The following is a 23,662-nucleotide window of genomic DNA, read 5'->3' as shown; positions in this document are numbered from 1 at the left end:
AACCCGCCGCGCCCGCGCGCCGTTCTGGGCCCACCACTAACGGGCAAACACGCGCCATCCACAATCCTTCCCGCCCGGCCAATAAAAAACCGCCGGAGCGCGAGGCATCCAGCGGTTAGTTCGTTGCGCGGGCGGCTGCGGTTACACAGCACGCCATTACCGGGCGTTACAGCTTGCCGTAGCTATGCAGGCCCGAGAGGAACATGTTCACGCCGAGGAAGGCGAAGGTCGTGACGAGCAGACCCGTGAGCGCCCACCAGGCAGCCACGCCGCCGCGCAGCCCCTTCATGAGGCGCATGTGCAGCCACGCCGCGTAGTTGAGCCACACGATCAGCGCCCAGGTTTCCTTCGGGTCCCAGCTCCAGTAGCCGCCCCAGGCCTGCGCGGCCCACAGCGCGCCAAGGATCGTGGCGATCGTGAAGAACGCGAAGCCAACGGCGATCGACTTGTACATGACGTCGTCGAGCACGTCGAGCGCGGGCAGGCGGTCCGCCAGCACGCCGCGCTCCTTCATGATGTAGGCCACGCCCACCATCGCCGAGAGCGCGAAGCTGCCGTAGCCGATGAAGTTCGCCGGCACGTGGATCTTCATCCACCAGCTTTGCAGCGCGGGCACGAGCGGCTGAATCTGCTGCGCGTCGCGCGAGATCGAGTACCACATCAGGAAGCCCACGGCCGCGCTGATCACGAGCAGCACGAAGGCGCCGAGCGCGCGCGTGTTGTAGTGCTTTTCGTAATACAGATAGAAGAGCGCCGTGATCAGGCTGAACAGCACGAACACTTCGTAGAGGTTCGAGATGGGAATATGGCCGACGTCCGCGCCAATCAGGTAGGACTCGTACCAGCGCACCATCAGGCCGACGAAGCCCATCAGCACCGCCGCCCACGTGAGCTTCGAGCCGATCGACCCGCCCGAGGGCGAGCGCGAGAGCAGGCCGACCCAGTAGAAGAACGTCGCGAGCACGAAGAGCGCGCTCATCCAGAGGATGGCCGACTGGCTCGAGAGGAAGTACTTGAGGAAGAACGCCTGATCGGCGCGCGCGAGGTCCCCCTGATAGATCTGGATCGCGCCGATCGACAGCACGGCGATCGCCGCCATCAAGAGGCGCGCCGGCTTCCAGCGCCAGCCCAGCACGACGAGCGCCGGCACCGTGCCGCAGAGCACCAGCTTGTCGTAGTAGTTCATGTGCGCGTGGTAGCGCGAGAGCGCGAAGCCCGCGCCCACGACCAGCGCCAGCGCGAACAGCCAGTCGAGCGCCGTGAGACGGCGCAGGAACGGGCGTTCGTCGAAGAAGGCCTCTGCGTGGGGATCATGCGCGAGCGCTGCGTCGCGCGCCGCGGCGGTAGCCGCGCGGTCGGCGCGGCTCGTTTGCGCGGAAGAAGTAACCTGAGTCAAGTCCATGGGCTTACCGGTGTCGATCGTGAGTTTCCGTGGATCGCGTCCTTCGTTTGAAGGGCGCGTGGATCAAGGGGTACGGTCCGTCCCGCCGTCGCCTGCGCGGGTCTCGGGTTTCGTGCCCAAGGCACGGGAGACCGCTTCGCGGGTACGGGCAAACTCTTTCTCGAAGTCGAGGGTGCGGCGCGCGGTCGACATCGCCATGATGACGTCAACGCCCTTGCCGCTGGCCTCGCTCCGGTCCTTCAGCCAGAACCACAGACGTCGCTCGCGCACGTAGAACATCGAGAAGATCCCAAGCACGAGCAACAGGCTGCCAAGATACACGACTTTCTTGCCCGGTGCGCGTGTCAACTGAAATACCGAAGCTTGCACCTGCTTGAATGAATCAAGTTGTAGATAGACAGGCGATCCATACAGGAAGCTGTCCGAAACCGCGTTGATCGAGTCCTGCACGAAGCGCGCCGACTGCGCATCGGGCGTGAGCACGGGCTCGCCGGCCTGCGTGCGCGCGAGCTGCCAGAGGTCCCAAGTCGCGCCTTCGAGCATGCGCAACAGCAGCCCCGCGGCCTTTTCCTGCTGATCCTTGGGCACGGATTTGTCGATGAATGCCGCCACCGCCTGGAAGCCGGCTGCCTGCGCGGCTTTGCTCATACCCGGCGCGACTTGCATCGAGGGATCGGCGCCCGCGAAAAGGGTCAGGACGCGCAGCGCGCTGTCTTCCAGATGCTGCTGCAACTCGCGGTTCGAATCGGGGACCGAGCGCTGGGCAAACTGGTGCGCGGCCTGCGCGCGCAGCGCCGGATCCTCGAATGCAGCGCGCAGCAGCATCCACTCCTTCATCGTGCCGCCGCTATCGGCGGGGATGCGCAGGTAGCGGAACGGCTCGTCGGGGTTCTCGCGCATGCCCGCGAGGAAGATGCGCGCGCCGCCCACGTCGACGGGCAGCATGTAGTTGTTGTACTCGCGTGCCTGGCCGTCCTTGTCGCGCACCTTGTACTGCACCGACGGCCCGACGTTGTGCAGGTCGAGCGGCTTCGAGCTCTTCGCGCCCGAGCCGAGGCGCTCGTCGAACGCTTCCTTGAGGGTCTGATGCGCGACGCCGCGCACGTCGTTCTGGCCGCTGCCGTTCGAGACGTTCTCGACGTTGATCGCGCGGAAGTCGGCGAATTCGATGGTCTGGCCGTCCACACCCGGCACGCTCTCGCCCGCGGGCAACTTTAGCTGCGCCGAATTGCCGATCGTGCCGCCGAACGGGAAGCTCGTCGCGCTCGCGCCGGCCATGGGCCAGGCCGTCATCTGCATCTGCGAGCCGCCGTCCTGGAAGCTCGATTGATAGATCGACACGCCGTCGTACTCGAACGGCTCGTTCACCTCGATACGCGCCGGAATGCGCTGGCCCGTCTTGTGATCGATCACGACGATGTCGCTCGCGAAGAGCTTGGGCATGCCGGTCGAGTAGTAATCGACGATGAACTTGTTGAGCTGGATCGAGAACGGCAGGTCCTGGATGAGCGAGCCGTTGGGCTGGTTCAGGATGGCCGTCGACACATACTGCCCCTCGGGCACCCACGCGTAGCCGCGGAAGGTCGGGTTCGAGGTCGAAAGACGGTGCTCGGGCGCAATGTCGTTGATGACGGCGTTGCTCTGAATGGGCGTCTTGTTGAAGAGCCACATCTGGAATTTGATCGGGAGATTGCTGTCGAGCAGGCCACCGACGCAGATCACCACGATGGCGAGGTGCGCGAAGATATAGCCGATCTTCGTGAGCGCGCCGCGCTTGGCGGCGATGAGCGTTGCGCCCTCCGTCTCGCGGGTGACGAACTTGTAGCCGAGGCGCTGCGCGAGCTTGCCGAGCGTGGCGGACGTCTGGGCGCGCGTGGCGCCTTCGAGCGCGAACTCGCCCTTGTGATGGAACGCGCGCAGGCTGCCTTCGCGGACCTTGTCCTTCCAGCTCTTCATGTCCGCGATCATCTTCGGGCCGTTGCGGATCACGCAAAGCGAGATCGACACCACGAGAAAGCCGAGGATGGTCATGAACCACCAGGCGCTGTAGACCGTGTAGAGGCTCAGCGAACGGAAGATATCGGCCCAGAACGGGCCGAACTGGTTGACGTAGTTCGGGTACGGGTCGTCCTGCGTGAGCACCGTGCCGATGATGCTCGCAATGGACAACACCACGAGCAGCGCGATGGCAAAGCGCATCGAACTGAGCAGCTCAACGGCGCTTCTGACCGCTCTCTGGCGGATATTCAACTGCAAACCCTGCGTGGTGACGCTCATTCAAACTCCGCTTCTCATTGCACTTTTCAGCTGCGCACGACAGCAAAAAAGGGTGCAGGACCGCCGCATCGACGCGGCGCCCACACCCTTTTCTTGTTCTTCGACTGCCCGACGCTAGACGGGCTTCAATGCAGACCGGCCGCGTAGTCGGCGACAGCCTTGATTTCGTCGTCCGAGAGACGGTGCGCGATTTCTCGCATCGGCTCGTTGTTGTTGCGCGTGTGCTGCTGGAACGCCTGCAGTTGCGCGACGATATATTCCGACCATTGGCCCGAGAGACGCGGGTACTGGACCGGAATGCCCTGCCCCGTCGGCCCGTGACACGCGGCACACGCGGGCACGCCCTTGTCGGCGATACCGGCGCGCCAGATCTTCTGGCCGACCGGCACGGTCTTCGCGTCGTGGGCAAAGCCGGGCTTGGGCGTCTGCGACTCGAACCAGGCCGCGACGTTGATCATATCCTGATCGGAAAGCGCGCTGGCAAAGCCAACCATAATGGGATTATTACGCGCAGGGGGCTTGCCACCGGGCTGTGGCTTGAAATCCTTGAGCTGCTTGACGAGATATTCGGCGTGCTGGCCGGCCAGCTTGGGATACGCGCCGCCGCTGCTATTGCCGTCGGCGCCATGACAGGCCGCGCAGACTTGCCCTGCAATGGCCTGTCCACGGGCGAGATCGGGCTTGGCCGGAGCCGGCTCGGCTGCCATCGCCATCATCGAAACACCTGCTGCAAGACCTGCCGTTGTCGCAACTATCGCAAATTGGAGTAACTTGAAGGACTTGCCCAGTCGATTCATTCGCGCACCTTGTTTCGTCTTGTGGGAATCAGGTTCTGCAAATACGACAGCGACCGTCTACCTCGAAAGCCCCGCGCTGGCTTCGCCGGTATTCAGTAAACCATCGCATTGTACAATAGCGCGCAAGGCGCCACGGCGCCAGTCGGGCCTCTCCCCGATATCTCCCAATCCTTCCCGGCATCCCGGGGCCTGGCGGACCCGCCGCCTCGCTTATTTCACAATGTGGTCCTGACGATGGCCTTCCTGCTGCATCAAGCCCGTTTCTTTACGACGGTGAATCATTTGCGCGACCTGCCCGCCACCGCGCGGCCCGAAGTCGCGTTCGCCGGGCGCTCGAACGCAGGCAAATCCACGGCGATCAACCTGCTGTGCAACCAGAAGCGCCTCGCCTTCGCATCGAAGACGCCAGGCCGCACGCAGCACATCAACTATTTTTCGGTGGGCAACGCCGACGATCCCGCAGGCTACCTGGTCGACTTGCCGGGCTACGGCTATGCCGAAGTGCCGGAAGCCGCGAAGGCGCATTGGGAACACCTGCTCTCGGTGTATCTGCAAACGCGTGCGCAGCTCGCCGGCCTCGTGCTGATGATGGACGCGCGCCGTCCGCTCACCGAGCTGGACCGACGCATGATCGAGTGGTTCGCATCGACCGGAAAGCCCATCCACGCGCTTCTCACGAAATGCGACAAATTGACGCGTCAAGAGAGCGTCCTGGCGCTGCGCACGACCAACAAGGCCTTCGACGAATACCGCAAAGCGGGCTATGAAGGGAAGCTGAGCGCGCAGCTCTTTTCGGCGCTCAAGCGTGTGGGGCTCGACGAAGCGCACGAGGTCATCGAAAGCTGGATCGTGCCCGATGCCAAATCGAACGCCGCTGAAGCCGCCGCCCCCACCAAGTAAGACGAAACCCGTCGCGCCCGCGCCTGCCGCAGGCGCCGCGCCGCTCCGCGAATCAGGCGGCCACGTCGCCAAAGCCGCCCATTTGCGCCCTGCGCCGCCCGTCCCTCCCCTGCGACTTTTCTGCACGGCTATGTGCCCAAACCCACATATCGGGACGCTCGACGACATTTGCGCCCCCTGGCGGGCACGCATGGCACATTTCGGCCGCACATAAAAAAACCCGCCGTACATGCCGGCGGGTTAAACAGCCTTATCGAAAAACGACAGGCACCCGCTCAGGGAGGAGAAGCGGGGAGTCTGGCGCCAGGCGCCTCGCTCGATCGGTATGATATACCATTGTCCTGAAAAGTTTCCTGCGCGCCTGGACGCGCTCTGTTTCAAGATAATCTCCCGACATGAGCTTCTACCCGCATCATCGTCCGCGCCGCATGCGCCACGACGACTTCTCGCGCCGCCTGATGCGAGAAAACCTCCTCACCACCAATGACCTGATCTATCCCGTGTTCGTGGTCGCGGGCACCAACGTGCGCGAAGCCGTGCCATCGATGCCCGGCGTCGAGCGCGTCTCGATCGATCTGCTGATGGGCGTCGCCGAGCAGTGCGTCGAGCTCGGCATTCCGGTGCTCTCGCTCTTCCCCGCCGTCGATCCGGCGCTGAAGACACCCGACGGCATCGAGGCGACCAACCCCGACGGCACGATTCCGCGCGCCGTGCGCGAGCTCAAGAAGCGCTTCCCCGATCTGGGCGTGCTGTGCGACGTCGCGCTCGACCCGTACACGAGCCACGGCCAGGACGGCGTGATCGACGAAAACGGCTACGTCATCAACGATGAAACGGTCGAGATCCTCGTCGCGCAGGCGCGCACGCAGGCCGAAGCGGGCGTCGACATCGTCGCGCCTTCGGACATGATGGACGGCCGCATCGGCGCGATCCGCGAGATGCTCGAGAGCGAGAACCACATCCACACGAAGATCATGGCCTACTCGGCCAAATATGCTTCGGCGTTCTATGGACCGTTCCGCGACGCCGTGGGCTCGGCATCGAATCTGGGCAAGGGCAACAAGATGACCTACCAGATGGATCCGTCGAACTCGGATGAGGCGCTGCGCGAAGTGCGCCTCGACATCGAGGAAGGCGCCGACATGGTGATGGTCAAGCCCGGCATGCCGTACCTGGACATCGTGCGCCGCGTGAAGGACGAGTTCCGCTTCCCGACCTACGTGTACCAGGTGAGCGGCGAATACGCGATGCTCAAGGCCGCCGCGCAAAACGGCTGGCTCGACCACGACAAGGTCATGATGGAGTCGCTGCTCGCGTTCAAGCGCGCGGGCGCGGACGGCATCCTCACGTACTTCGCGCTCGACGCCGCCCGACTGTTGCGCGCGCAGAAGTAAGCGGCGCAGCGCTTCGCGCGAGGCCCATGCAAAAAAGGCACGTCGCAATGACGTGCCTTTTTGTTTGCGCAGCGCGCTGTGCAACGTAGCGCGGGCGACCGTGCGGCGTACTTACGATTTCCCGGTGAGGATGGAAAGCGTGGAGCGAGCCGGAGCCGCCGACGCCGACGGTGCCTGCGACGGCCCCTGCGCCGCCACGCGGTCGAGCCGGGCGAGGAATTTGTCCGCGTTCTCGTAGCCCACCACGCGCAGCACTTCCTGGCCGCTCGCGTCGAAGAAGATGATGCCGGGCGGCCCGAACAGGCCGAAGCGCTTGAGCAGCGCCTGGTCGTCGGGGCTGTTGGCGGTCACGTCGGCGCGCAACAGGCCGAGCTGCGCGAGGCGCGCCTGCACGCGCGGGTCGCTGAACGTGAACTTCTCCATCTCCTTGCAACTCACGCACCAGTCGGCGTAGAAGTCGAGCATCGAAGGCTTGCCCGCCGCCTTGAGCGCCGCATCGAGTTGCGCCGACGAGCGCACCGGCGCGAAGCTCAGCGCATCGGCTTCGGCTGCAGCAGCGGTCTGCGTTGCACCGTTGCCAACGCCGCCCACGCGCGCGGCCAGCACGGCGAGCGGACGCAGCGGATCGGTCGAGCCCGCCGAGAGGCCGACGATGAGCGTCGCGGCCCAGATCGCCAACGCCGCACCCACGCCGCGGCCGAGACGGCGCCAGACGTTGGACGCGCTCGCATTCGGCGTAAAGAGCCCCAGCGCGGCGGCGGCAAGCAGCAGCCAGAGCGCAGCCAGCAGCATTTGCGCGCTCGCCCCCAGCACGGGCCACACGATCCAAAGCGCAGCCGCAAGCAGCACGACGCCGAAGAAGACCTTCACGCCGTCCATCCATGTGCCCGCACGCGGCAGCAGCGTGCCGGCGCCGAAGCCGATAATCATGAGCGGCACGCCAAGCCCGATCCCCATCGCGAAAAGCGCCGCGCCGCCGAGAACGGCGTTGCCCGTGTGCGCGATGAAGGCGAGCACGGCGAAGAGCGGCGCCGTCATGCAGGCGCCCACCACCAGAGCGGAAAGCGCGCCCATCACGCCGACGGCCACGAACTTGCCACCCGAGCGTCCCTGCGAGGCGCGAGACGCGCCGTCCTGCCAGCGCTGCGGCAGCGCGATGTCGTAGCCGGCGATCAGCATCAGCGCAAAGGCGGTAAGCAGCACGGCGAACGCACCGAGCACCCACGGGTTCTGCAGCCACGCGCCGAGACTCTGCCCGACCAGCGCGGCAGCAATCCCGAGCACCGTGTAGACGAGCGCCATGCCGAGCACATAGACGAACGACAGCGTGAAGCCGCGCGCGCGCGTGACCTGTGCGCCCTCGCCCACGATGATCGCCGACAGAATCGGAATCATCGGATACGAACAGGGCAGCAGGCTCAGCACGATCCCCGCGAGAAAATACAGGCCGACCACGGCGAAGAAGCCGCCGCCTTGTAGCAGCGATTGCGCGTAGTCCGCGCTTGTCGCGCGTTCGTACCACGGCTGCTGCGCGTCATCCGCTGGCGCCGAAGGGGCAACCGAAGCAGTCTGCGCACCGTTGCCGCCCGCGGCCGGCACCGCGCTTTGCCCACCCGCTGCAGCCTGCAGCGCCGCACCGCTCACGTGGTAGACGTGCTCCGCCGGCGGATAGCAGATGCCCGCGTCGGCGCATCCCTGCGAGGTCACCGCAAGATCGAACGCGCCGCTGGCCTGCTTCACCGGCACGCGGATCGTCAGCTCCTTGCGGTAGGTTTCGACGTTCTTGTTGAACGTCGGATCGAATTTGACGTGGCCGGGCGGGATCTGCGCGTCGCCGAGCGTGGCCGTGCCATTGCGCGTCGCGAATGCGAAGCGCTCGCGATACATGTAATAGCCATCGGCGATCTTGAAATGGACGTCGACGACTCCGGGCTCTTCACTCGCGCTGAACGTGAAGGCCTGGTCGGGCGGCAGGAAATCGTCGTCGGCACGGGCGGTCGCCGCACCGAACAGCAGCGGCAACAGGCAGCCTACGAATGCGAGGAAAGCCAGAAACGAAGTGTACGGCGCGGCGCGCAGGCGCCGATCGAAGCGGTTAGACATGAATGGGGCGCTGTGTCTCGGCATTGACCCATTGGCCGTAGGCGTTCGACGCCGTGACCTGCCACGAGAGGATCTCGGGCGTCTCATAAGGATGCTGGGTCTGGATGAACTGTTCGAGCTCGGCCGCGCGCGCGAGGCTCGTCTTGAAAAGCAGCTGGACCTCGTCGCCGGACTCGATCCTGCCCTGCCAGTGGTACTGCGAGTGGACTGCGCCCAGGCGCGTCACGCAAGCCGCGAGGCGCGCCTCGAGCGCAGTCGACGACAGCTTCTCGGCGGTGTCCTCGTCGGGCACCGTGGTCAGCATCAGGGTCACATTGAGGGTCACGACGAACTCCGGCATGGTGCCCCGCACCCGCGGCGCGAGAGCCAGGGGCGCCTGAGGCAGAACGTTATCGTACCACCGGCATCGATTGGCTTCGTTCATGCGCCATCAGCGTACGAACCGGTGACAGACAGCAAACGCGCCGCAGGCCGTTTTAATCCGCGGCCAAAAACAAAAAAGCCAGGCTAGGCCTGGCTTTTTTGCGCGCCGCTCAATCTGGGACTGAGCGACTGAAAGCTTATTCCGCTTCCTGGACGTTCTCATCCGCGACTTCCGGACGGTCGAGCAGTTCGACCAGTGCCATCGGCGCATTGTCGCCAACACGGAAACCGAACTTCAGGATACGCAGGTAGCCGCCCGGACGGTTCGCGAAGCGCGGACCGAGCACGTCGAACAGCTTCGTGACCGAGTCACGATCGCGCAGGCGGTTGAACGCCAGACGACGGTTTGCGAGCGACGGCTTCTTGCCCAGCGTGATGAGGGGCTCGACAACCTTACGGAGTTCCTTCGCCTTCGGCAGCGTCGTCTTGATGACTTCGTGCTCGATCAGCGAGTTGGACATGTTACGGAGCATTGCCAGACGGTGGCTGCTCGTGCGGTTCAGTTTCCGCAGACCATGACGGTGACGCATTTCAATTTCCTTGAAACAAAGTTTTGGTCCAGCTCTTCTATCGCCTCTTTATGAGGCACGGGCCGGTACGTGAAAAAGGCAAGACGCGGATTCTAAAGGAAAATCCGCGTCCGTGCCACATGACTTACTTGTCGAGACCAGCCGGCGGCCAGTTTTCGAGCTTCATGCCGAGCGTGAGACCGCGCGAAGCGAGCACTTCCTTGATCTCGTTGAGCGACTTGCGACCCAGGTTCGGGGTCTTGAGCAGCTCGTTCTCGGTGCGCTGGATGAGGTCGCCGATGTAGTAAATGTTCTCGGCCTTCAGGCAGTTCGCCGAGCGAACCGTGAGTTCGAGATCGTCCACCGGACGCAGCAGGATCGGGTCGATCTGCGGTGCACGCGACGGCGCTTCCGCGGCCGTTTCCGTGCCTTCCAGAGCAGCGAACACCGACAGCTGATCCACGAGGATTCGCGCCGACTGGCGGATCGCTTCCTCAGGCGAGATCACGCCGTTGGTTTCGATGTTCATCACGAGCTTGTCGAGGTCGGTACGCTGTTCGACACGCGCGCTTTCGACGGCGTAGCTCACGCGGCGAACCGGCGAGAACGACGCGTCCAGCACGATGCGGCCGATGATCTTGGCCGACTCGTCGCCGTAGCGGCGCACGTTGCCCGGCACGTAGCCACGGCCCTTCTCGATCTTGATCTGCACGTCGAGCTTGCCGCCCTTCGTCAGATGCGCAACCACGTGTTCCGGGTTGATGACTTCGCAGTCGTGCGAGAGCTCGATGTCGCCAGCGGTGACAACGCCTTCGCCTTCCTTGCGCAGCGTAACCGTCACTTCGTCACGGTTATGCAGCTTGAACACCACGCCCTTCAGGTTCAGCAGCAGGTTGACCACGTCCTCTTGCACACCATCGAGCGTCGAGTATTCGTGCACGACGCCTGCGATCGTCACTTCGGTCGGCGCGTAGCCCACCATCGACGACAGCAGCACACGCCGAAGCGCGTTACCCAAGGTGTGGCCATAACCGCGTTCGAACGGCTCCATGACCACTTTCGCGTGGTTCTCGCCGAGCGATTCCACAGCGATGATCTTGGGTTTCAACAAACTGGTTTGCATAGGTTTTCCTTTTCAATACCCTCGGCTCGTTACACCGATAAGGCTGAGAATGGCAACAACCTGAAAAAAACAGCCGAGGCCACCTCCTGCGCGAAGCACAGAGGCTACCCCGGCCGTCAATCCGATTAACGCGAATACAATTCGACGATCAGGCTTTCGTTGATGTCGCCAGCGATGTCGCTGCGCTCCGGCATGCCCTTGAACGTGCCTTCGAACTTCTTCGCATCGACCGCGACCCAACCCGGCATGCCGCCTTGCTCAGCCAGCGACAGCGCTTCGACGATACGCGCTTGCTTCTTCGCCTTTTCGCGAATCGCAACGATATCGCCTGCCTTCACTTGCATCGACGGGATATTCGCAACGACGCCGTTCAGCGTCAGAGCCTTGTGGCTCACGAGCTGACGCGCTTCAGCGCGGGTCGATGCGAAGCCCATGCGGTACACGACGTTGTCGAGACGCGACTCGAGCAGTTGCAGCAGGTTTTCGCCGGTGTTGCCCTTGAGACGGTCAGCTTCCGCGAAGTAACGGCGGAACTGGCGCTCGAGCACGCCGTAGATACGCTTCACTTTTTGCTTTTCGCGCAGCTGCGTGCCGTAGTCGGACGTACGAGCGCCCGACGTGCGGCCGTGCTGACCCGGCTTGCTGTCAAGCTTGCACTTGTCAGCGAGCGAGCGGCGTGCGCTCTTCAGGAAGAGGTCGGTGCCTTCACGGCGGGACAGCTTGGCCTTCGGGCCGATATAACGTGCCACGTTGCTTTCCTTCGATAATTGATCACGCGAGACCTAAGTCGATTTCGCGCTAGTCCGGCCCTTTGGACCGAACGGTGGGCTTAGTCAATTCAATAACGCCGAGAGCCTGGGACGCCGAAACCGGCGGCTCAGGCGATCGGCTAAAGCGACGCCTTAGATGCGGCGGCGCTTCGGCGGACGGCAGCCGTTATGCGGGACCGGCGTCACGTCGGAGATCGCGGTGATCTTGATGCCAAGACCATGCAGCGCGCGCACCGCCGATTCGCGGCCAGGACCGGGGCCCTTGATACGCACTTCGAGGTTCTTGACGCCGTATTCCATCGCGACACGGCCAGCCGACTCGGCTGCGACCTGAGCTGCGAAGGGGGTCGACTTGCGCGAACCCTTGAAGCCCTGACCGCCCGAGGTTGCCCAGGCAAGTGCGTTGCCTTGACGATCGGTGATCGTGATGATGGTGTTGTTGAACGACGCGTGAACGTGAACCACGCCCTCGGCGACGTTCTTCTTGACCTTCTTGCGAACGCGTTGCGCCGCGGAGTTGTTCGAAGCCTTAGCCATTACGTTTTCCTGTAACTGTCAGTTCCGCTTACTTCTTCAGCGACTGTGCTGCGCGGCGCGGACCCTTGCGCGTACGTGCGTTGGTGCGCGTACGCTGGCCACGCAGGGGCAGGCCCTTGCGATGGCGCACGCCGCGGTAGCAGCCGAGGTCCATCAGGCGCTTGATGTTCATCGTCACTTCACGGCGCAGATCGCCTTCGACGAGAAACTTGCCCACTTCCTCACGCAGCTTTTCGAGATCCGCGTCGTTCAGGTCCTTGACCTTCTTGTCAAACGGCACACCCGCGGCAACGCAGATGTTGCGCGAACGCGTGCGGCCAACACCGAAAATTGCCGTCAGGCCGATTTCAGTGTGCTGGTGGTTCGGGATGTTAACCCCTGCAATACGAGCCATTGTTTTTCCTCAAACAAAAAGCGCAAGCGCGCTAATCAGCCTTGACGCTGCTTGTGGCGCGGGTCCGAGCTGCAGATCACGCGAACGACGCCGTTGCGCTTGATGATTTTGCAGTTGCGGCAAATGCGCTTTACCGATGCCATCACTTTCATGATATTACCCTTTTTCTAAATCACTTCGCCCGGAACACGATCCGCGCACGCGACAGATCGTAAGGCGTCAACTCAACCGTCACCTTGTCGCCCGGGAGAATGCGGATGTAGTGCATCCGCATTTTTCCGGAAATATGCCCTAGAACGACATGGCCGTTTTCCAGCTTCACCCGGAAGGTCGCGTTGGGGAGGTTTTCGATGACCTCACCCTGCATCTGGATTACATCGTCTTTGGCCATAGGTCCTTACCGCATCGGGACTCCGCCGCCCTTGAAGTTGGCCTTCTTGAGCAGCGATTCATATTGTTGCGACATCACGTACGACTGCACCTGCGCCATGAAGTCCATTGTGACGACGACAATGATCAGCAGCGACGTTCCACCAAAATAAAACGGCACATTCCAGCGCAGCACCAGAAACTCAGGCAGCAGGCAGACGAACACGATATAGATCGCACCGGCCAGCGTCAGACGCGTGAGGATGCGGTCGATATAGCGAGCCGTCTGATCGCCCGGGCGGATGCCAGGTACGAACGCGCCACTCTTCTTCAGGTTGTCGGCCGTTTCCCTGCTGTTGAACACCAGAGCGGTGTAGAAGAAGCAGAAGAAGACGATCGCCAACGCATACAGCAACACGTACACAGGCTGGCCAGGCTTGAGGGCTTCGGCCACATTGTGCAGCGTGTCTGCGAACCAGCCGGATCGCGATCCCGAACTGAACCAGTTCAGGATGGTTGCCGGGAACAAGATGATCGACGATGCAAAGATCGGCGGAATCACGCCCGACATGTTCAGCTTGAGCGGCAGGTGCGACGACTGCCCACCGTAAATCTTGTTGCCAACCTGACGCTTCGCATAGTTCACGAGGATCTTGCGCTGGCCGCGTTCAATGAACACCACCAGGTACGTCACGGCCGCGATCAACGCCACGATGATGATCGCCGAGACGGGGCCCATCGAGCCGGTGCGAACCAGTTCAAAGAGACCGCCGATCGCGTTCGGGAAGCCCGCTGCGATCCCGCCGAAGATGATGATCGAAATGCCGTTGCCAAGCCCGCGTTCCGTGATCTGCTCACCAAGCCACATCAAGAACATCGTGCCCGTCACGAGCGTCACGACCGTCGTCAGGCGGAACACCATGCCCGGATCGATCACGAGGCCAGGCTGGTTTTCCAGCGCGACCGCGATGCCGAAAGCCTGAAAGGTTGCCAGCACCACCGTGAAGACCCGCGTGTACTGCGTGATCTTGCGTTGTCCGGCCTGCCCTTCCTTCTTCAGCGCCTCGAGCTGCGGCGAGACGATCGCCATCAGCTGCAGGATGATCGACGCCGAGATATACGGCATCACACCCAGCGCGAAGATCGTGAAGCGAGACAGTGCGCCACCCGAGAACATGTTGAACATGCCCAGGATGCCGCCCGACTGGCTCTGAAAGAGCTTCGCCAGTTGGTCCGGGTCAATACCGGGAACCGGAATATGCGCACCGATACGATAAACGACCAACGCCAGCAGCAAGAACATTGCACGCCGGCGCAGGTCGCCGAACTTCGGGGCGCTGCGACCGGTTTTTGCGAGACTCGGGCTGTTAGCCAAGTAGCTTCTCCGATGCAGATGTTAGTGACGGCGGGCAAGCCCGCACGCACCACTCACAATCACTCGGCAAAAGAACCGCCTGCTGCTTCGATCGCAGCACGCGCGTTCTTCGTCGCACCCAGGCCCTTGACCACGACCTTGCGCTTGATTTCGCCGGTGGCGATGATCTTCGCGCTGCGGGTCATTTCGCCAACGAGGCCTGCCTGCTTGAGAGCCAGCAGATCGATTTCGTCGACCGGCAGCTTCTCGATGTCGGCGAGGCGCACTTCACCGACGAATTCCTTCGTCAGCGAGGTGAAGCCACGCTTGGGCAGACGACGCTGCAGAGGCATCTGACCGCCTTCGAAGCCGACTTTGTGGAAGCCGCCCGAACGCGATTTCTGACCCTTGTGACCACGGCCAGCGGTCTTGCCGAGGCCGGAGCCGATGCCGCGGCCGACGCGACGCTTTGCGTGCTTCGCGCCTTCTGCCGGCTTCAGGTTATTCAATTCCATTTTCAACTCCTGGAGTCTTCTGGTCGACCGCTTAGCCGATGACCTTGACGAGGTACGAGACCTTGTTGATCATGCCGCGCACAGCCGGCGTGTCCTGCAGCTCGGAGACCGAGTTCAGGCGACGCAGGCCGAGACCGCGCACGGTGGCACGGTGCGATTCGCGGGTCCCAATCAGGCTCTTGACGAGCTGAACCTTGACAGTTTTATCAGACATGGTACCCACCCTTAGCCCAGAATGTCTTCGACGGACTTGCCGCGCTTCGCCGCGATGTCGGCCGGGGTCGACTGCTTGCGCAGACCGTCCAGCGTCGCACGGACGAGGTTGTACGGGTTCGTCGAACCGTGGCTCTTGGCCACGACGTTCTGCACGCCCATCACGTCGAACACTGCGCGCATCGGGCCGCCGGCGATCACGCCCGTACCTGCCTTCGCCGGAGCGAGGAGGACGACCGATGCGCCGTGCTTGCCGTGCACTTCGTGTTGCAGGGTGCCGTTCTTCAGGGGCACCTTGAACATGTTGCGGCGAGCTTGTTCCATCGCCTTCTGGACAGCGACGGGCACTTCCTTCGACTTGCCCTTGCCCATACCGACGCGGCCATCACCGTCGCCAACCACGGTCAGTGCGGCGAAGCCGAGAATACGGCCACCCTTCACGACCTTGGTCACGCGGTTGACCGAAATCATTTTTTCACGAAGGCCGTCGTCGCGTTCGTCAGCCTGAACTTTCGCTTGCATCTTTGCCATGACGAATTCCTTCCTTAGAACTTGAGCCCGGCTTCGCGCGCAGCATCAGCCAGCGCCTTGACGCGGCCGTGATAGCGGAAACCCGAGCGGTCAAAGGCGACGGATTCGATGCCGGCGGCCTTAGCCTTTTCTGCAATACGCTTGCCGATCAGCGAGGCAGCGGCGACGTTGCCGCCCTTGCCCGACTGGTCAGCCAGTTGCGCACGCACTTCGGCTTCAAGCGTCGACGCGCTGGCCAGCACCTTGGTGCCGCAGGGCGAGAACACTTGCGCATAGATGTGCGTGTTCGTGCGATGCACGGCCAGACGCGCGACCTGCAGCTCAGCGATCTTGAGACGCGTCTGACGAGCGCGGCGCAGGCGAGATTGAGTCTTATCCATGATTGCGCACCCTTACTTCTTCTTCGTTTCTTTGAGGATCACGACCTCGTTGGCGTAACGCACACCCTTGCCCTTATAGGGCTCCGGCGGGCGATAACCGCGCACTTCGGCAGCGGTCTGGCCAACTTTCTGCTTGTCGATCCCCTTGATCACGATTTCCGTTTGCGACGGGGTTTCGGCCTTGACGCCTTCCGGCATCTGGTGCACCACGGGGTGCGAGAAACCCAGCGACAGGTTCAGCTTGTCGCCTTGCGCTTGAGCACGGTAACCGACGCCAACCAGCGTCAGCTTGCGCTCGAAACCCTTCGTCACGCCTTGCACCATGTTCGCGACAATCGCGCGCATCGTGCCCGACATCGCATTGGCTTCGCGGCTTTCATCGGTCGGCTCGAACTTGAGCGTACCGTTGTCGTTCACCACCTTCACGAGGCGGTTCGCAGCTTGCGAAATCGTACCCAGCGGGCCCTTGACGGTAATCTTCTCGTCGCTGAGCGTCGCTTCTGCGCCTTGCAGCGCGATCGGGCTCTTACCTACTCGAGACATGTTTCTTCTCCTTAGGCCTTAGGCGACGTAGCAGATAACTTCGCCGCCGACGCCATTTGCGCGCGCCTTGCGGTCCGTCATCACACCCTTCGGCGTCGACACGATCGCAACGCCCAGGCCATTCATGACCTGCGGGATGTCGTTGCGGCCGCGGTACACGCGCAGACCCGGCTTCGAGACGCGTTCGATGCGCTCGATAACGGGACGGCCAGCGTAGTACTTCAACGCGATGTTCAATTCCGACTTCGCACCTTCGGTCTTCACCGCGAAGTCGTCGATATAACCTTCGTCCTTCAGAACCTGCGCAATCGCAATCTTCACTTTCGACGAGGGCATAGCAACCGAAACTTTCTCGACCATCTGCGCATTGCGGATGCGAGTCAGCATATCGGCGATAGGATCACTCATGCTCATTTATGTTTCTCCTATTACCAGCTCGCCTTGGTGATGCCAGGGATCTCACCACGGAACGCGATTTCACGAATCTTGTTACGTGCGAGACCGAATTTGCGGAACGTACCACGCGGACGACCCGTGATCGCGCAGCGGTTACGCTTGCGGGTCGGGTTCGAGTTGCGCGGCAGTTGTTGCAGTTCGAGGCGAGCTGCGTAACGCTCTTCTTCCGACTTGCTTTGGTCGTCGATGATCGCCTTCAGCTCTGCGCGCTTCGGCGCAAATTTCGCTGCCAGACGAGCGCGCTTCTTTTCACGTTCGATCAGTGCCAGTTTAGCCACGGTAACCTCAGTTTCTGAACGGGAACTTGAAGCCGGCGAGCAGTGCCTTTGCTTCTTCGTCGGTCTTCGCGGTCGTCGTGATGCTGATGTTCAGCCCACGCAGCGTGTCAACCTTGTCGTAGTCGATTTCGGGGAAAATGATCTGCTCTTTCACACCGATGTTGTAGTTACCACGGCCGTCGAACGCCTTGCCCGACACACCGCGGAAGTCGCGCACGCGGGGCAGCGCAACCGTCACGAAACGGTCGAGGAATTCGTACATCGCCTGGCCACGCAGGGTGACCATCGTGCCGATCGGATAACCTTCACGGATCTTGAAGCCGGCGATTGCCTTGCGCGACTTCGTGATGACCGGCTTCTGACCGGCGATCTTCGTGAGGTCGCCAACGGCGTGCTCGAGGACCTTCTTGTCAGCGACGGCTTCACCCACACCCATATTCAGGGTGATCTTGGTGAGGCGCGGCACTTCCATGATCGACTTGTAACCGTACTTCTCGATCAGGCCAGGAACGACCTTCTCTTTATAAAATTCTTGCAAACGTGCCATTTTTTACTCCGCAGCGTCAGGCGCTCAGGACAGCACCGGTCGTCTTCAGGAAACGAACCTTCTTGTCCCCTTCGACCTTGATGCCCACGCGCGACGGCTTGCCGTTCGCGTCGACCAGTGCGACGTTCGAGATAGCCAGCGGCATTGCCTTGGCTTCCACGCCACCCGTCGTACCCTTCATGGGGTTCGGCTTCACATGCTTTTTAGCGATGTTGATGCCTTCGACAGTGACGTGCTCTGCACCGATGGCCACCACGACACCGCGCTTGCCCTTGTCTTTGCCAGTGACGACGATGACTTCGTCACCCTTGCGAATCTTGTTCATCGCGACTCCTTACAGCACTTCCGGCGCCAGCGAAACGATCTTCATGAATCGTTCGCTACGCAGCTCACGCGTAACCGGCCCGAAAATGCGGGTGCCGATCGGCTCAAGCTTGGTATTCAAAAGCACGGCGGCGTTGCCATCGAACTTGATCAGCGAGCCGTCTTGACGGCGCACGCCCTTGGCGGTGCGAACCACAACAGCGTTGTAGATTTCGCCCTTCTTCACGCGCCCGCGCGGCGTTGCTTCCTTGACGCTCACCTTGATGATGTCGCCAATGCTGGCATAACGACGCTTCGAGCCGCCGAGCACCTTGATGCACATGACTTCACGCGCACCCGTGTTGTCGGCTACTTCAAGCCGAGTTTCGGTCTGGATCATGGTTTATCTTTCCCAACTTAATCCGGTTGCACCACCATGGCACATCCGGTCAGTCTTGGTCCCGTCAGCCGCGCCGCCACTAGAACGACCGCTCAGCTGCTTGGGTTAGAACAGCAGCGACGGCAAACGAAACCGGCCATCGCATTCCGGTGAATCTTGCAGATCCGGACTGGCGCCCGAACCACCTCCCCCACTACTTTCACCCATTGCTTTGCCAACAACGAGCCCATAAAGAGGGAAGACCAAGACTATAACTCGATAATCTTGGTCTCGCAAGCGAAATCTTTAGCGATTTCAACTACTTCTGCATCCCGGAGAAAGGCTCCCCGGGATGTTGCATCACTTTTTAGATGATGCGTGCTGCTTCGATCAGCTTCGACACGGTCCAGGCCTTCGTCTTCGAAACGGGACGGGTTTCCTGGATTTCCACGAGGTCACCCTCGTTGTACGTGTTCGACTCGTCGTGCGCGTGGTACTTCTTCGACTGCACGACGTACTTGCCGTAGATCGGGTGCTTGACGCGGCGCTCGACCAGAACGGTGACCGTCTTGTCCATCTTGTTGCTGACGACCTTGCCGACCAGCGTCCGCTTAAGCGAGGTTTTCACGCTTTCGTTCATTTCTGGTTCGCCTTTTGAGTCAGGACGGTCCGCACACGTGCGATGTCGCGACGAACCTTCTTCAGCTGGCTCGTGTTCGTGAGCTGCTGGGTCGCGAGTTGCATGCGCAGGCCGAATTGCGCCTTCAAGAGGTCCGACAGCTCTTGATCGAGCGCGGCCTTGTCTTTCTGAAGAAGTTCAGATGCCTTCATCATTAACTCCTTAGGCGCCGAGCTGGCGAACCATGAAGACCGTCTTCAGCGGCAGCTTGGCTGCAGCCAGACGGAAGGCTTCACGGGCCAGTTCTTCGGACACACCATCCATTTCATACAGCATCTTGCCCGGTTGGATCTCTGCGACGTAGTACTCAGGGTTACCCTTACCGTTACCCATACGCACTTCCGCCGGCTTTTGCGAGATCGGCTTGTCCGGGAAGATACGGATCCAGATGCGGCCGCCACGCTTGATGTGACGCGTCATTGCACGACGCGCTGCTTCAATCTGACGCGCGGTCAGGCGACCACGACCGATAGCCTTCAGGCCGAATTCACCGAACGAAACCGCGTTGCCGCGCGTTGCGACGCCGGTGTTACGACCCTTCTGCTCTTTGCGATACTTCCTGCGTTTCGGTTGCAGCATCGTTATTCTCCAGTCTTGCCGTCACCGCCACGGCGCGGTGCGCCACGACGGGCACCCGGCGCGCCTTCGCCATCACGGCGCGGACGACGATCGCCCGGGCGCGCGTTGCGGCGCGGACGCTTTTCTTCGGCGACTTCTTCCACCACCGGTGCGTCGTTGCGGCCGAGCGTGTCGCCCTTGTAGACCCAAACCTTCACGCCGATGATGCCGTACGTCGTCTTCGCTTCCGAGGTTGCGTAGTCGATGTCAGCACGCAGCGTGTGAAGCGGCACTCGACCTTCGCGGTACCACTCGGTACGTGCGATTTCGATACCGTTCAGACGGCCGGCGCTCATGATCTTGATGCCCTGGGCACCCAGACGCATCGCGTTCTGCATCGCGCGCTTCATGGCGCGACGGAACATGATGCGGCGCTCGAGCTGCTGCGTGATCGAGTCGGCGATCAGCTGCGCGTCGGTTTCCGGCTTGCGGATTTCTTCGATGTTCACGTGAACGGGAACGCCCATGCGCTTCTGGAGTTCGGCCTTGAGGAGTTCGATGTCCTCGCCCTTCTTGCCGATCACCACACCCGGGCGCGAGCTGTAAATCGTGATGCGAGCGTTCTTTGCCGGACGCTCGATCACAACACGGCCCACCGAAGCGTTCTTCAGCTTCTTCTTCAGGTATTCACGAACACCGATGTCTTCCTTCAACATCGCCGCGAAATTGTTGTTGTTCGCGTACCAGCGCGAAGCCCAATTGCGGCTGACGGCCAAACGGAAGCCAGTCGGATGAATTTTCTGTCCCATCGTATGGCTCCTTAATTCCCGACCGTCACAGTGATGTGACAGGATTGCTTCTCGATGCGGTTGCCGCGGCCCTTGGCGCGCGCGGTGAAACGCTTCAACGAAGCCGCCTTGTCGACGTAGATGCTCTTGATCTTGAGCTCGTCGATGTCTGCGCCTTCGTTGTGTTCCGCGTTTGCGATCGCCGAGAGCACAACCTTTTTCACGATGCCAGCCGCTTTCTTCGGCGAGAACGTCAGAACGTTCAGTGCCTTGTCGACCGGCAGACCGCGGATCTGGTCAGCCACAAGGCGCGTCTTCTGCGCCGAGATGCGGGCACCGCGATGAATTGCCTTCACTTCCATCTTGATTGCCCCTTATTTCTTGGCCTTCTTGTCGGCCGCGTGACCCTTGAACGTACGGGTCAGTGCGAACTCGCCAAGCTTGTGGCCGACCATGTTTTCCGTGACATACACCGGAACGTGTTGACGGCCGTTGTGAACGGCGATCGTCAGGCCGATGAAGTCCGGCAGGATCGTCGAACGACGCGACCAGGTCTTGATTGGTTTCTTGTCGCGCGTCGCTGCAGCCGCCTCAACCTTCTTCAGCAAATGGGCGTCGCAGAACGGACCTTTCTTAATAGAACGTGCCATTGCCTACTCCTTAACGCTTGTGACGGCGCTGGACGATCATGCTCGTCGTGCGCTTGTTGCTGCGGGTGCGATAGCCCTTCGTCGGCGTGCCCCACGGGCTCACCGGGTCGCGACCAGCCGCAGTCTTGCCTTCGCCACCACCGTGCGGGTGGTCGACCGGGTTCATTGCAACGCCACGGACCGTCGGGCGGATACCGCGCCAGCGGTTCGCGCCAGCCTTACCAATTTGACGGAGGCTGTGCTCTTCGTTGCCGACTTCACCGATCGTCGCGCGGCACTCGACGTGCACGCGGCGGATTTCGCCCGAACGCAGACGAACCTGCGCGTAGACGCCTTCACGGGCCAGCAGCATCGCCGACGTACCAGCCGAACGCGCGATCTGCGCGCCCTTGCCCGGCAGCATTTCGATGCAGTGGATCGTCGTACCGACCGGAATGTTGCGGATCGGCAGGGCGTTACCCGCCTTGATCGGCGCTTCCGAGCCCGACATCAGCGGCGTGCCAACCGTCACGCCCTTCGGCGCGATGATGTAGCGGCGCTCGCCGTCTGCGTACAGAACCAGCGCGATGTTCGCGCTACGGTTCGGGTCATACTCGAGACGCTCCACCTTCGCGGGGATGCCATCCTTCGTACGACGGAAATCGATCACACGGTAGTGCTGCTTGTGACCGCCACCCTGGTGACGCGTCGTGATGTGACCGTTGTTGTTACGGCCCGCCTTCACGGATTGCTTTTCGAGCAGCGGTGCGTACGGCGCGCCCTTGTGCAGATCCTTGTTGACGATCTTCACCATCGCGCGGCGACCCGGCGAGGTCGGCTTAACTTTCACGATTGCCATGATTACTTGGCCTCCGCTTCAAAGTTGATTTCCTGGCCGGGCTTCAGGCAGACATACGCCTTCTTCACGTCCTTGCGCTTGCCGTTGAAGCGGCCAAAGCGCTTGGCTTTGCCCTTCTGGACCAGCACATTGACGGACTCGACTTCCACCTTGAACAGCAGCTCGACAGCAGCCTTGACTTCCTGCTTGTTCGCGTCCGGCGCGACTTCGAAGACGACTTGTTCGTTCTTCTCCGCCACCAGCGTCGCCTTTTCGGAGATCACCGGCGCGAGCAGGACCTGCATCAAACGATGATCGTTCTTGCGAATCTCGCTCATGACAGCAACTCCTCGATCTGGGCGACCGCTGCCTTCGTGATCAGGATCTTCTTGAAGTAGATCAGCGAGAGCGGGTCGGCAAAGCGCGGCTCAACGACTGCCACGTGGGGCAGGTTGCGCGACGCCAGGAACAGGTTCTCGTCGACCGTGTCGGTGATGACCAGCACGGATTCGAGACCCATGGCCTTGAATTTTTCGGCCAGCAGCTTCGTCTTGGGCGCTTCGAGCGACAGCTCTTCGACGACCGAGATGCGGCCTTCGCGGGCCAGCTGCGAGAAGATCGAGCAGAGGCCTGCGCGATGCATCTTCTTGTTGACCTTGTGCGAGAAGTTTTCTTCCGGCGAATTCGGGAAGATGCGACCACCGCCACGCCACAACGGGCTCGACGACATACCGGCACGAGCGCGGCCCGTACCCTTCTGACGCCACGGCTTCTTGGTGGTGTGCTTGACCTGCTCGCGGTCCTTCTGCGCGCGGTTACCGCTGCGCGCGTTCGCCTGGTAGGCGACAACGATCTGGTGAATCAGCGCTTCGTTGTAGTCACGGCCGAACACGACGTCCGACGCGTTAACTGCTGCGCCTTCCTGACCATTAGCGTTCAGGAGCTTCAGTTCCATTATTGCGCTCCTTTCTTGGCGCGGGCCTTGACAGCCGGCGTCACGAAAACCTTGCCGCCCTTTGCACCCGGCACGGCACCCTTCACGAGCAGCAGCTTGCGCTCTGCGTCGATACGGGCGATCTCGAGGTTCTGCACCGTCACGGTTTCGTCACCCATGTGACCGGTCATGCGCTTGCCCGGGAACACGCGACCCGGATCCTGCGCCATACCGATCGAGCCCGGCACGTTGTGCGAGCGCGAGTTACCGTGCGAAGCACGACCCGATGCGAAGTTGTAACGCTTGATGGTACCGGCGTAGCCCTTACCGATCGAGGTGCCTTGCACGTCGATCTTCTGGCCTTCTTCGAAGAGTTCCACACCGATCACAGCGCCAGCGGACAGTTCGGCAGCCTTGGCGGCGTCGATCTGGAATTCCTTGAGGATTTCACCGGCTTGAACGCCAGCTTTGGCGAGATGACCTGCGAGCGGCTTCGTCACGCGTGATGCGCGGCGCGTACCGAACGCAACCTGAACGGCCGTGTAGCCGTCGGTTTCAACAGTCTTGATCTGCGTCACGCGGTTGTCGGACACGTCCAGCACGGTAACGGGAATCGAGTCCCCATCCGCCGTGAAGATACGGGTCATGCCAACCTTGCGACCTACGAGTCCAAGGCTCATCGTTTTCTCCATTCCCGACTGCGATTGGTCGGGGCTAATTTACAAAGTACCGGCGTGTT

Annotated in this window: 35 protein-coding genes; 2 read left to right on the top strand and 33 right to left on the bottom strand. The window is 61.8% G+C overall.

Annotation, left to right across the window (positions count from 1 at the left end; all coding sequences use genetic code 11):
* Nucleotides 1-166: 166 nt before the first annotated feature.
* The 3 genes from ccsB to E1956_RS04470 all read right to left on the bottom strand — a co-directional run bounded on the left by ccsB (nucleotide 167) and on the right by E1956_RS04470 (nucleotide 4,476).
* On the bottom strand, nucleotides 167-1,402 hold the full coding sequence (ccsB, locus tag E1956_RS04480; RefSeq protein ID WP_134747576.1) for a c-type cytochrome biogenesis protein CcsB: 1,236 nt from the start codon (nucleotides 1,400-1,402) through the stop codon (nucleotides 167-169).
* A gap of 63 nt (nucleotides 1,403-1,465) precedes the next feature.
* A complete protein-coding gene (locus E1956_RS04475; RefSeq protein WP_134747575.1) occupies nucleotides 1,466-3,679 on the bottom strand; it encodes a cytochrome c biogenesis protein ResB in 2,214 nt (737 codons plus the stop codon).
* Nucleotides 3,680-3,804: 125 nt separating this feature from the next.
* Nucleotides 3,805-4,476 (bottom strand): c-type cytochrome, encoded by a 672-nt coding sequence (locus E1956_RS04470; protein WP_134747574.1) that lies wholly within the window; start codon nucleotides 4,474-4,476, stop codon nucleotides 3,805-3,807.
* A gap of 234 nt (nucleotides 4,477-4,710) precedes the next feature.
* Here E1956_RS04470 and yihA point away from each other — a divergent pair, with 234 nt between their 5' ends.
* Both yihA and hemB read left to right on the top strand, forming a co-directional pair.
* On the top strand, nucleotides 4,711-5,376 hold the full coding sequence (yihA, locus tag E1956_RS04465) for a ribosome biogenesis GTP-binding protein YihA/YsxC (protein ID WP_134747573.1): 666 nt from the start codon (nucleotides 4,711-4,713) through the stop codon (nucleotides 5,374-5,376).
* A 395-nt stretch (nucleotides 5,377-5,771) separates the two neighbouring features.
* A complete protein-coding gene (gene hemB / locus E1956_RS04460; RefSeq protein WP_134747572.1) occupies nucleotides 5,772-6,770 on the top strand; it encodes a porphobilinogen synthase in 999 nt (332 codons plus the stop codon).
* Between the two features lie 111 nt (nucleotides 6,771-6,881).
* Here the strand turns inward: hemB and dsbD are convergent, their stop codons facing one another.
* From dsbD to rplC, 30 genes are all read right to left on the bottom strand, one after another.
* On the bottom strand, nucleotides 6,882-8,873 hold the full coding sequence (gene dsbD / locus E1956_RS04455; RefSeq protein WP_134747571.1) for a protein-disulfide reductase DsbD: 1,992 nt from the start codon (nucleotides 8,871-8,873) through the stop codon (nucleotides 6,882-6,884).
* Nucleotides 8,866-9,213, bottom strand: a complete 348-nt coding sequence (cutA, locus tag E1956_RS04450; protein ID WP_197732814.1) for a divalent-cation tolerance protein CutA — start codon at nucleotides 9,211-9,213, stop codon at nucleotides 8,866-8,868. Before cutA ends, dsbD begins: the two co-directional genes overlap by 8 nt.
* A gap of 220 nt (nucleotides 9,214-9,433) precedes the next feature.
* Nucleotides 9,434-9,826, bottom strand: a complete 393-nt coding sequence (gene rplQ / locus E1956_RS04445) for a 50S ribosomal protein L17 (protein ID WP_124153000.1) — start codon at nucleotides 9,824-9,826, stop codon at nucleotides 9,434-9,436.
* 124 nt (nucleotides 9,827-9,950) lie between these two features.
* Nucleotides 9,951-10,928, bottom strand: a complete 978-nt coding sequence (locus E1956_RS04440; RefSeq protein WP_028222614.1) for a DNA-directed RNA polymerase subunit alpha — start codon at nucleotides 10,926-10,928, stop codon at nucleotides 9,951-9,953.
* A gap of 125 nt (nucleotides 10,929-11,053) precedes the next feature.
* Nucleotides 11,054-11,677 (bottom strand): 30S ribosomal protein S4, encoded by a 624-nt coding sequence (rpsD, locus tag E1956_RS04435; RefSeq protein ID WP_028213336.1) that lies wholly within the window; start codon nucleotides 11,675-11,677, stop codon nucleotides 11,054-11,056.
* A 153-nt stretch (nucleotides 11,678-11,830) separates the two neighbouring features.
* Nucleotides 11,831-12,235, bottom strand: a complete 405-nt coding sequence (rpsK, locus tag E1956_RS04430) for a 30S ribosomal protein S11 (protein ID WP_006052224.1) — start codon at nucleotides 12,233-12,235, stop codon at nucleotides 11,831-11,833.
* Nucleotides 12,236-12,263: 28 nt separating this feature from the next.
* The gene (rpsM, locus tag E1956_RS04425) at nucleotides 12,264-12,629 is read right to left on the bottom strand and encodes a 30S ribosomal protein S13 (RefSeq protein WP_028222616.1); all 366 of its coding nucleotides are present in this window, start codon (nucleotides 12,627-12,629) and stop codon (nucleotides 12,264-12,266) included.
* Nucleotides 12,630-12,664: 35 nt separating this feature from the next.
* The gene (gene rpmJ / locus E1956_RS04420; protein WP_027819338.1) at nucleotides 12,665-12,781 is read right to left on the bottom strand and encodes a 50S ribosomal protein L36; all 117 of its coding nucleotides are present in this window, start codon (nucleotides 12,779-12,781) and stop codon (nucleotides 12,665-12,667) included.
* Between the two features lie 20 nt (nucleotides 12,782-12,801).
* The gene (gene infA, locus E1956_RS04415; RefSeq protein ID WP_004521905.1) at nucleotides 12,802-13,020 is read right to left on the bottom strand and encodes a translation initiation factor IF-1; all 219 of its coding nucleotides are present in this window, start codon (nucleotides 13,018-13,020) and stop codon (nucleotides 12,802-12,804) included.
* A 6-nt stretch (nucleotides 13,021-13,026) separates the two neighbouring features.
* Complete coding sequence (secY, locus tag E1956_RS04410; RefSeq protein ID WP_028222617.1) at nucleotides 13,027-14,373, bottom strand: preprotein translocase subunit SecY; 1,347 nt, start codon at nucleotides 14,371-14,373, stop codon at nucleotides 13,027-13,029.
* A gap of 59 nt (nucleotides 14,374-14,432) precedes the next feature.
* A complete protein-coding gene (gene rplO, locus E1956_RS04405; RefSeq protein WP_028222618.1) occupies nucleotides 14,433-14,867 on the bottom strand; it encodes a 50S ribosomal protein L15 in 435 nt (144 codons plus the stop codon).
* A 31-nt stretch (nucleotides 14,868-14,898) separates the two neighbouring features.
* Nucleotides 14,899-15,081: a 50S ribosomal protein L30 gene (rpmD, locus tag E1956_RS04400; protein WP_007730608.1), complete on the bottom strand. Its 183-nt coding sequence runs from the start codon at nucleotides 15,079-15,081 to the stop codon at nucleotides 14,899-14,901.
* Between the two features lie 11 nt (nucleotides 15,082-15,092).
* Nucleotides 15,093-15,611, bottom strand: coding sequence for a 30S ribosomal protein S5 (gene rpsE, locus E1956_RS04395; RefSeq protein ID WP_028206522.1), 519 nt, complete (start codon nucleotides 15,609-15,611; stop codon nucleotides 15,093-15,095).
* 14 nt (nucleotides 15,612-15,625) lie between these two features.
* Complete coding sequence (rplR, locus tag E1956_RS04390; protein WP_027819343.1) at nucleotides 15,626-15,991, bottom strand: 50S ribosomal protein L18; 366 nt, start codon at nucleotides 15,989-15,991, stop codon at nucleotides 15,626-15,628.
* A 12-nt stretch (nucleotides 15,992-16,003) separates the two neighbouring features.
* Entirely contained in the window at nucleotides 16,004-16,534 is a 531-nt protein-coding gene (gene rplF, locus E1956_RS04385; protein WP_133198512.1) for a 50S ribosomal protein L6, read from the bottom strand.
* 18 nt (nucleotides 16,535-16,552) lie between these two features.
* On the bottom strand, nucleotides 16,553-16,948 hold the full coding sequence (gene rpsH, locus E1956_RS04380; protein ID WP_124152991.1) for a 30S ribosomal protein S8: 396 nt from the start codon (nucleotides 16,946-16,948) through the stop codon (nucleotides 16,553-16,555).
* Nucleotides 16,949-16,962: 14 nt separating this feature from the next.
* The gene (gene rpsN, locus E1956_RS04375; RefSeq protein WP_027819346.1) at nucleotides 16,963-17,268 is read right to left on the bottom strand and encodes a 30S ribosomal protein S14; all 306 of its coding nucleotides are present in this window, start codon (nucleotides 17,266-17,268) and stop codon (nucleotides 16,963-16,965) included.
* Nucleotides 17,269-17,275: 7 nt separating this feature from the next.
* The gene (gene rplE / locus E1956_RS04370) at nucleotides 17,276-17,815 is read right to left on the bottom strand and encodes a 50S ribosomal protein L5 (RefSeq protein ID WP_134747569.1); all 540 of its coding nucleotides are present in this window, start codon (nucleotides 17,813-17,815) and stop codon (nucleotides 17,276-17,278) included.
* A 16-nt stretch (nucleotides 17,816-17,831) separates the two neighbouring features.
* Nucleotides 17,832-18,140, bottom strand: coding sequence for a 50S ribosomal protein L24 (gene rplX / locus E1956_RS04365; RefSeq protein ID WP_134747568.1), 309 nt, complete (start codon nucleotides 18,138-18,140; stop codon nucleotides 17,832-17,834).
* 9 nt (nucleotides 18,141-18,149) lie between these two features.
* Nucleotides 18,150-18,518 carry a 50S ribosomal protein L14 gene (gene rplN, locus E1956_RS04360; protein WP_028213345.1) on the bottom strand — a complete coding sequence of 123 codons (369 nt, stop codon included), beginning with the start codon at nucleotides 18,516-18,518 and terminating at the stop codon, nucleotides 18,150-18,152.
* A gap of 346 nt (nucleotides 18,519-18,864) precedes the next feature.
* Nucleotides 18,865-19,137: a 30S ribosomal protein S17 gene (rpsQ, locus tag E1956_RS04355; RefSeq protein WP_028222623.1), complete on the bottom strand. Its 273-nt coding sequence runs from the start codon at nucleotides 19,135-19,137 to the stop codon at nucleotides 18,865-18,867.
* A complete protein-coding gene (gene rpmC / locus E1956_RS04350) occupies nucleotides 19,134-19,328 on the bottom strand; it encodes a 50S ribosomal protein L29 (RefSeq protein ID WP_027819350.1) in 195 nt (64 codons plus the stop codon). Before rpmC ends, rpsQ begins: the two co-directional genes overlap by 4 nt.
* Before the next feature lie 10 nt (nucleotides 19,329-19,338).
* Nucleotides 19,339-19,755 (bottom strand): 50S ribosomal protein L16, encoded by a 417-nt coding sequence (gene rplP / locus E1956_RS04345; protein ID WP_028222624.1) that lies wholly within the window; start codon nucleotides 19,753-19,755, stop codon nucleotides 19,339-19,341.
* Between the two features lie 2 nt (nucleotides 19,756-19,757).
* Nucleotides 19,758-20,543 carry a 30S ribosomal protein S3 gene (gene rpsC / locus E1956_RS04340; protein WP_028222625.1) on the bottom strand — a complete coding sequence of 262 codons (786 nt, stop codon included), beginning with the start codon at nucleotides 20,541-20,543 and terminating at the stop codon, nucleotides 19,758-19,760.
* Between the two features lie 11 nt (nucleotides 20,544-20,554).
* On the bottom strand, nucleotides 20,555-20,884 hold the full coding sequence (gene rplV, locus E1956_RS04335) for a 50S ribosomal protein L22 (RefSeq protein ID WP_004199272.1): 330 nt from the start codon (nucleotides 20,882-20,884) through the stop codon (nucleotides 20,555-20,557).
* Nucleotides 20,885-20,896: 12 nt separating this feature from the next.
* Complete coding sequence (gene rpsS, locus E1956_RS04330) at nucleotides 20,897-21,172, bottom strand: 30S ribosomal protein S19 (RefSeq protein WP_027797286.1); 276 nt, start codon at nucleotides 21,170-21,172, stop codon at nucleotides 20,897-20,899.
* Between the two features lie 10 nt (nucleotides 21,173-21,182).
* Nucleotides 21,183-22,010 carry a 50S ribosomal protein L2 gene (gene rplB / locus E1956_RS04325; RefSeq protein ID WP_028222626.1) on the bottom strand — a complete coding sequence of 276 codons (828 nt, stop codon included), beginning with the start codon at nucleotides 22,008-22,010 and terminating at the stop codon, nucleotides 21,183-21,185.
* Nucleotides 22,011-22,012: 2 nt separating this feature from the next.
* Nucleotides 22,013-22,327, bottom strand: a complete 315-nt coding sequence (gene rplW, locus E1956_RS04320) for a 50S ribosomal protein L23 (protein ID WP_028206513.1) — start codon at nucleotides 22,325-22,327, stop codon at nucleotides 22,013-22,015.
* Nucleotides 22,324-22,944 carry a 50S ribosomal protein L4 gene (gene rplD / locus E1956_RS04315; RefSeq protein ID WP_028222627.1) on the bottom strand — a complete coding sequence of 207 codons (621 nt, stop codon included), beginning with the start codon at nucleotides 22,942-22,944 and terminating at the stop codon, nucleotides 22,324-22,326. Before rplD ends, rplW begins: the two co-directional genes overlap by 4 nt.
* On the bottom strand, nucleotides 22,944-23,603 hold the full coding sequence (rplC, locus tag E1956_RS04310) for a 50S ribosomal protein L3 (RefSeq protein WP_028222628.1): 660 nt from the start codon (nucleotides 23,601-23,603) through the stop codon (nucleotides 22,944-22,946). The genes rplD and rplC overlap by 1 nt, the downstream gene beginning before the upstream one ends.
* Nucleotides 23,604-23,662 lie beyond the last annotated feature (59 nt).

The sequence above is a fragment of the Paraburkholderia pallida genome (genome assembly GCF_004524855.1).
Taxonomy (GTDB): Bacteria; Pseudomonadota; Gammaproteobacteria; order Burkholderiales; family Burkholderiaceae; genus Paraburkholderia; species Paraburkholderia oxyphila.
Note: the sequence above shows the minus strand (reverse complement) of the source record. Positions and strands in the feature narration are given on the sequence as shown.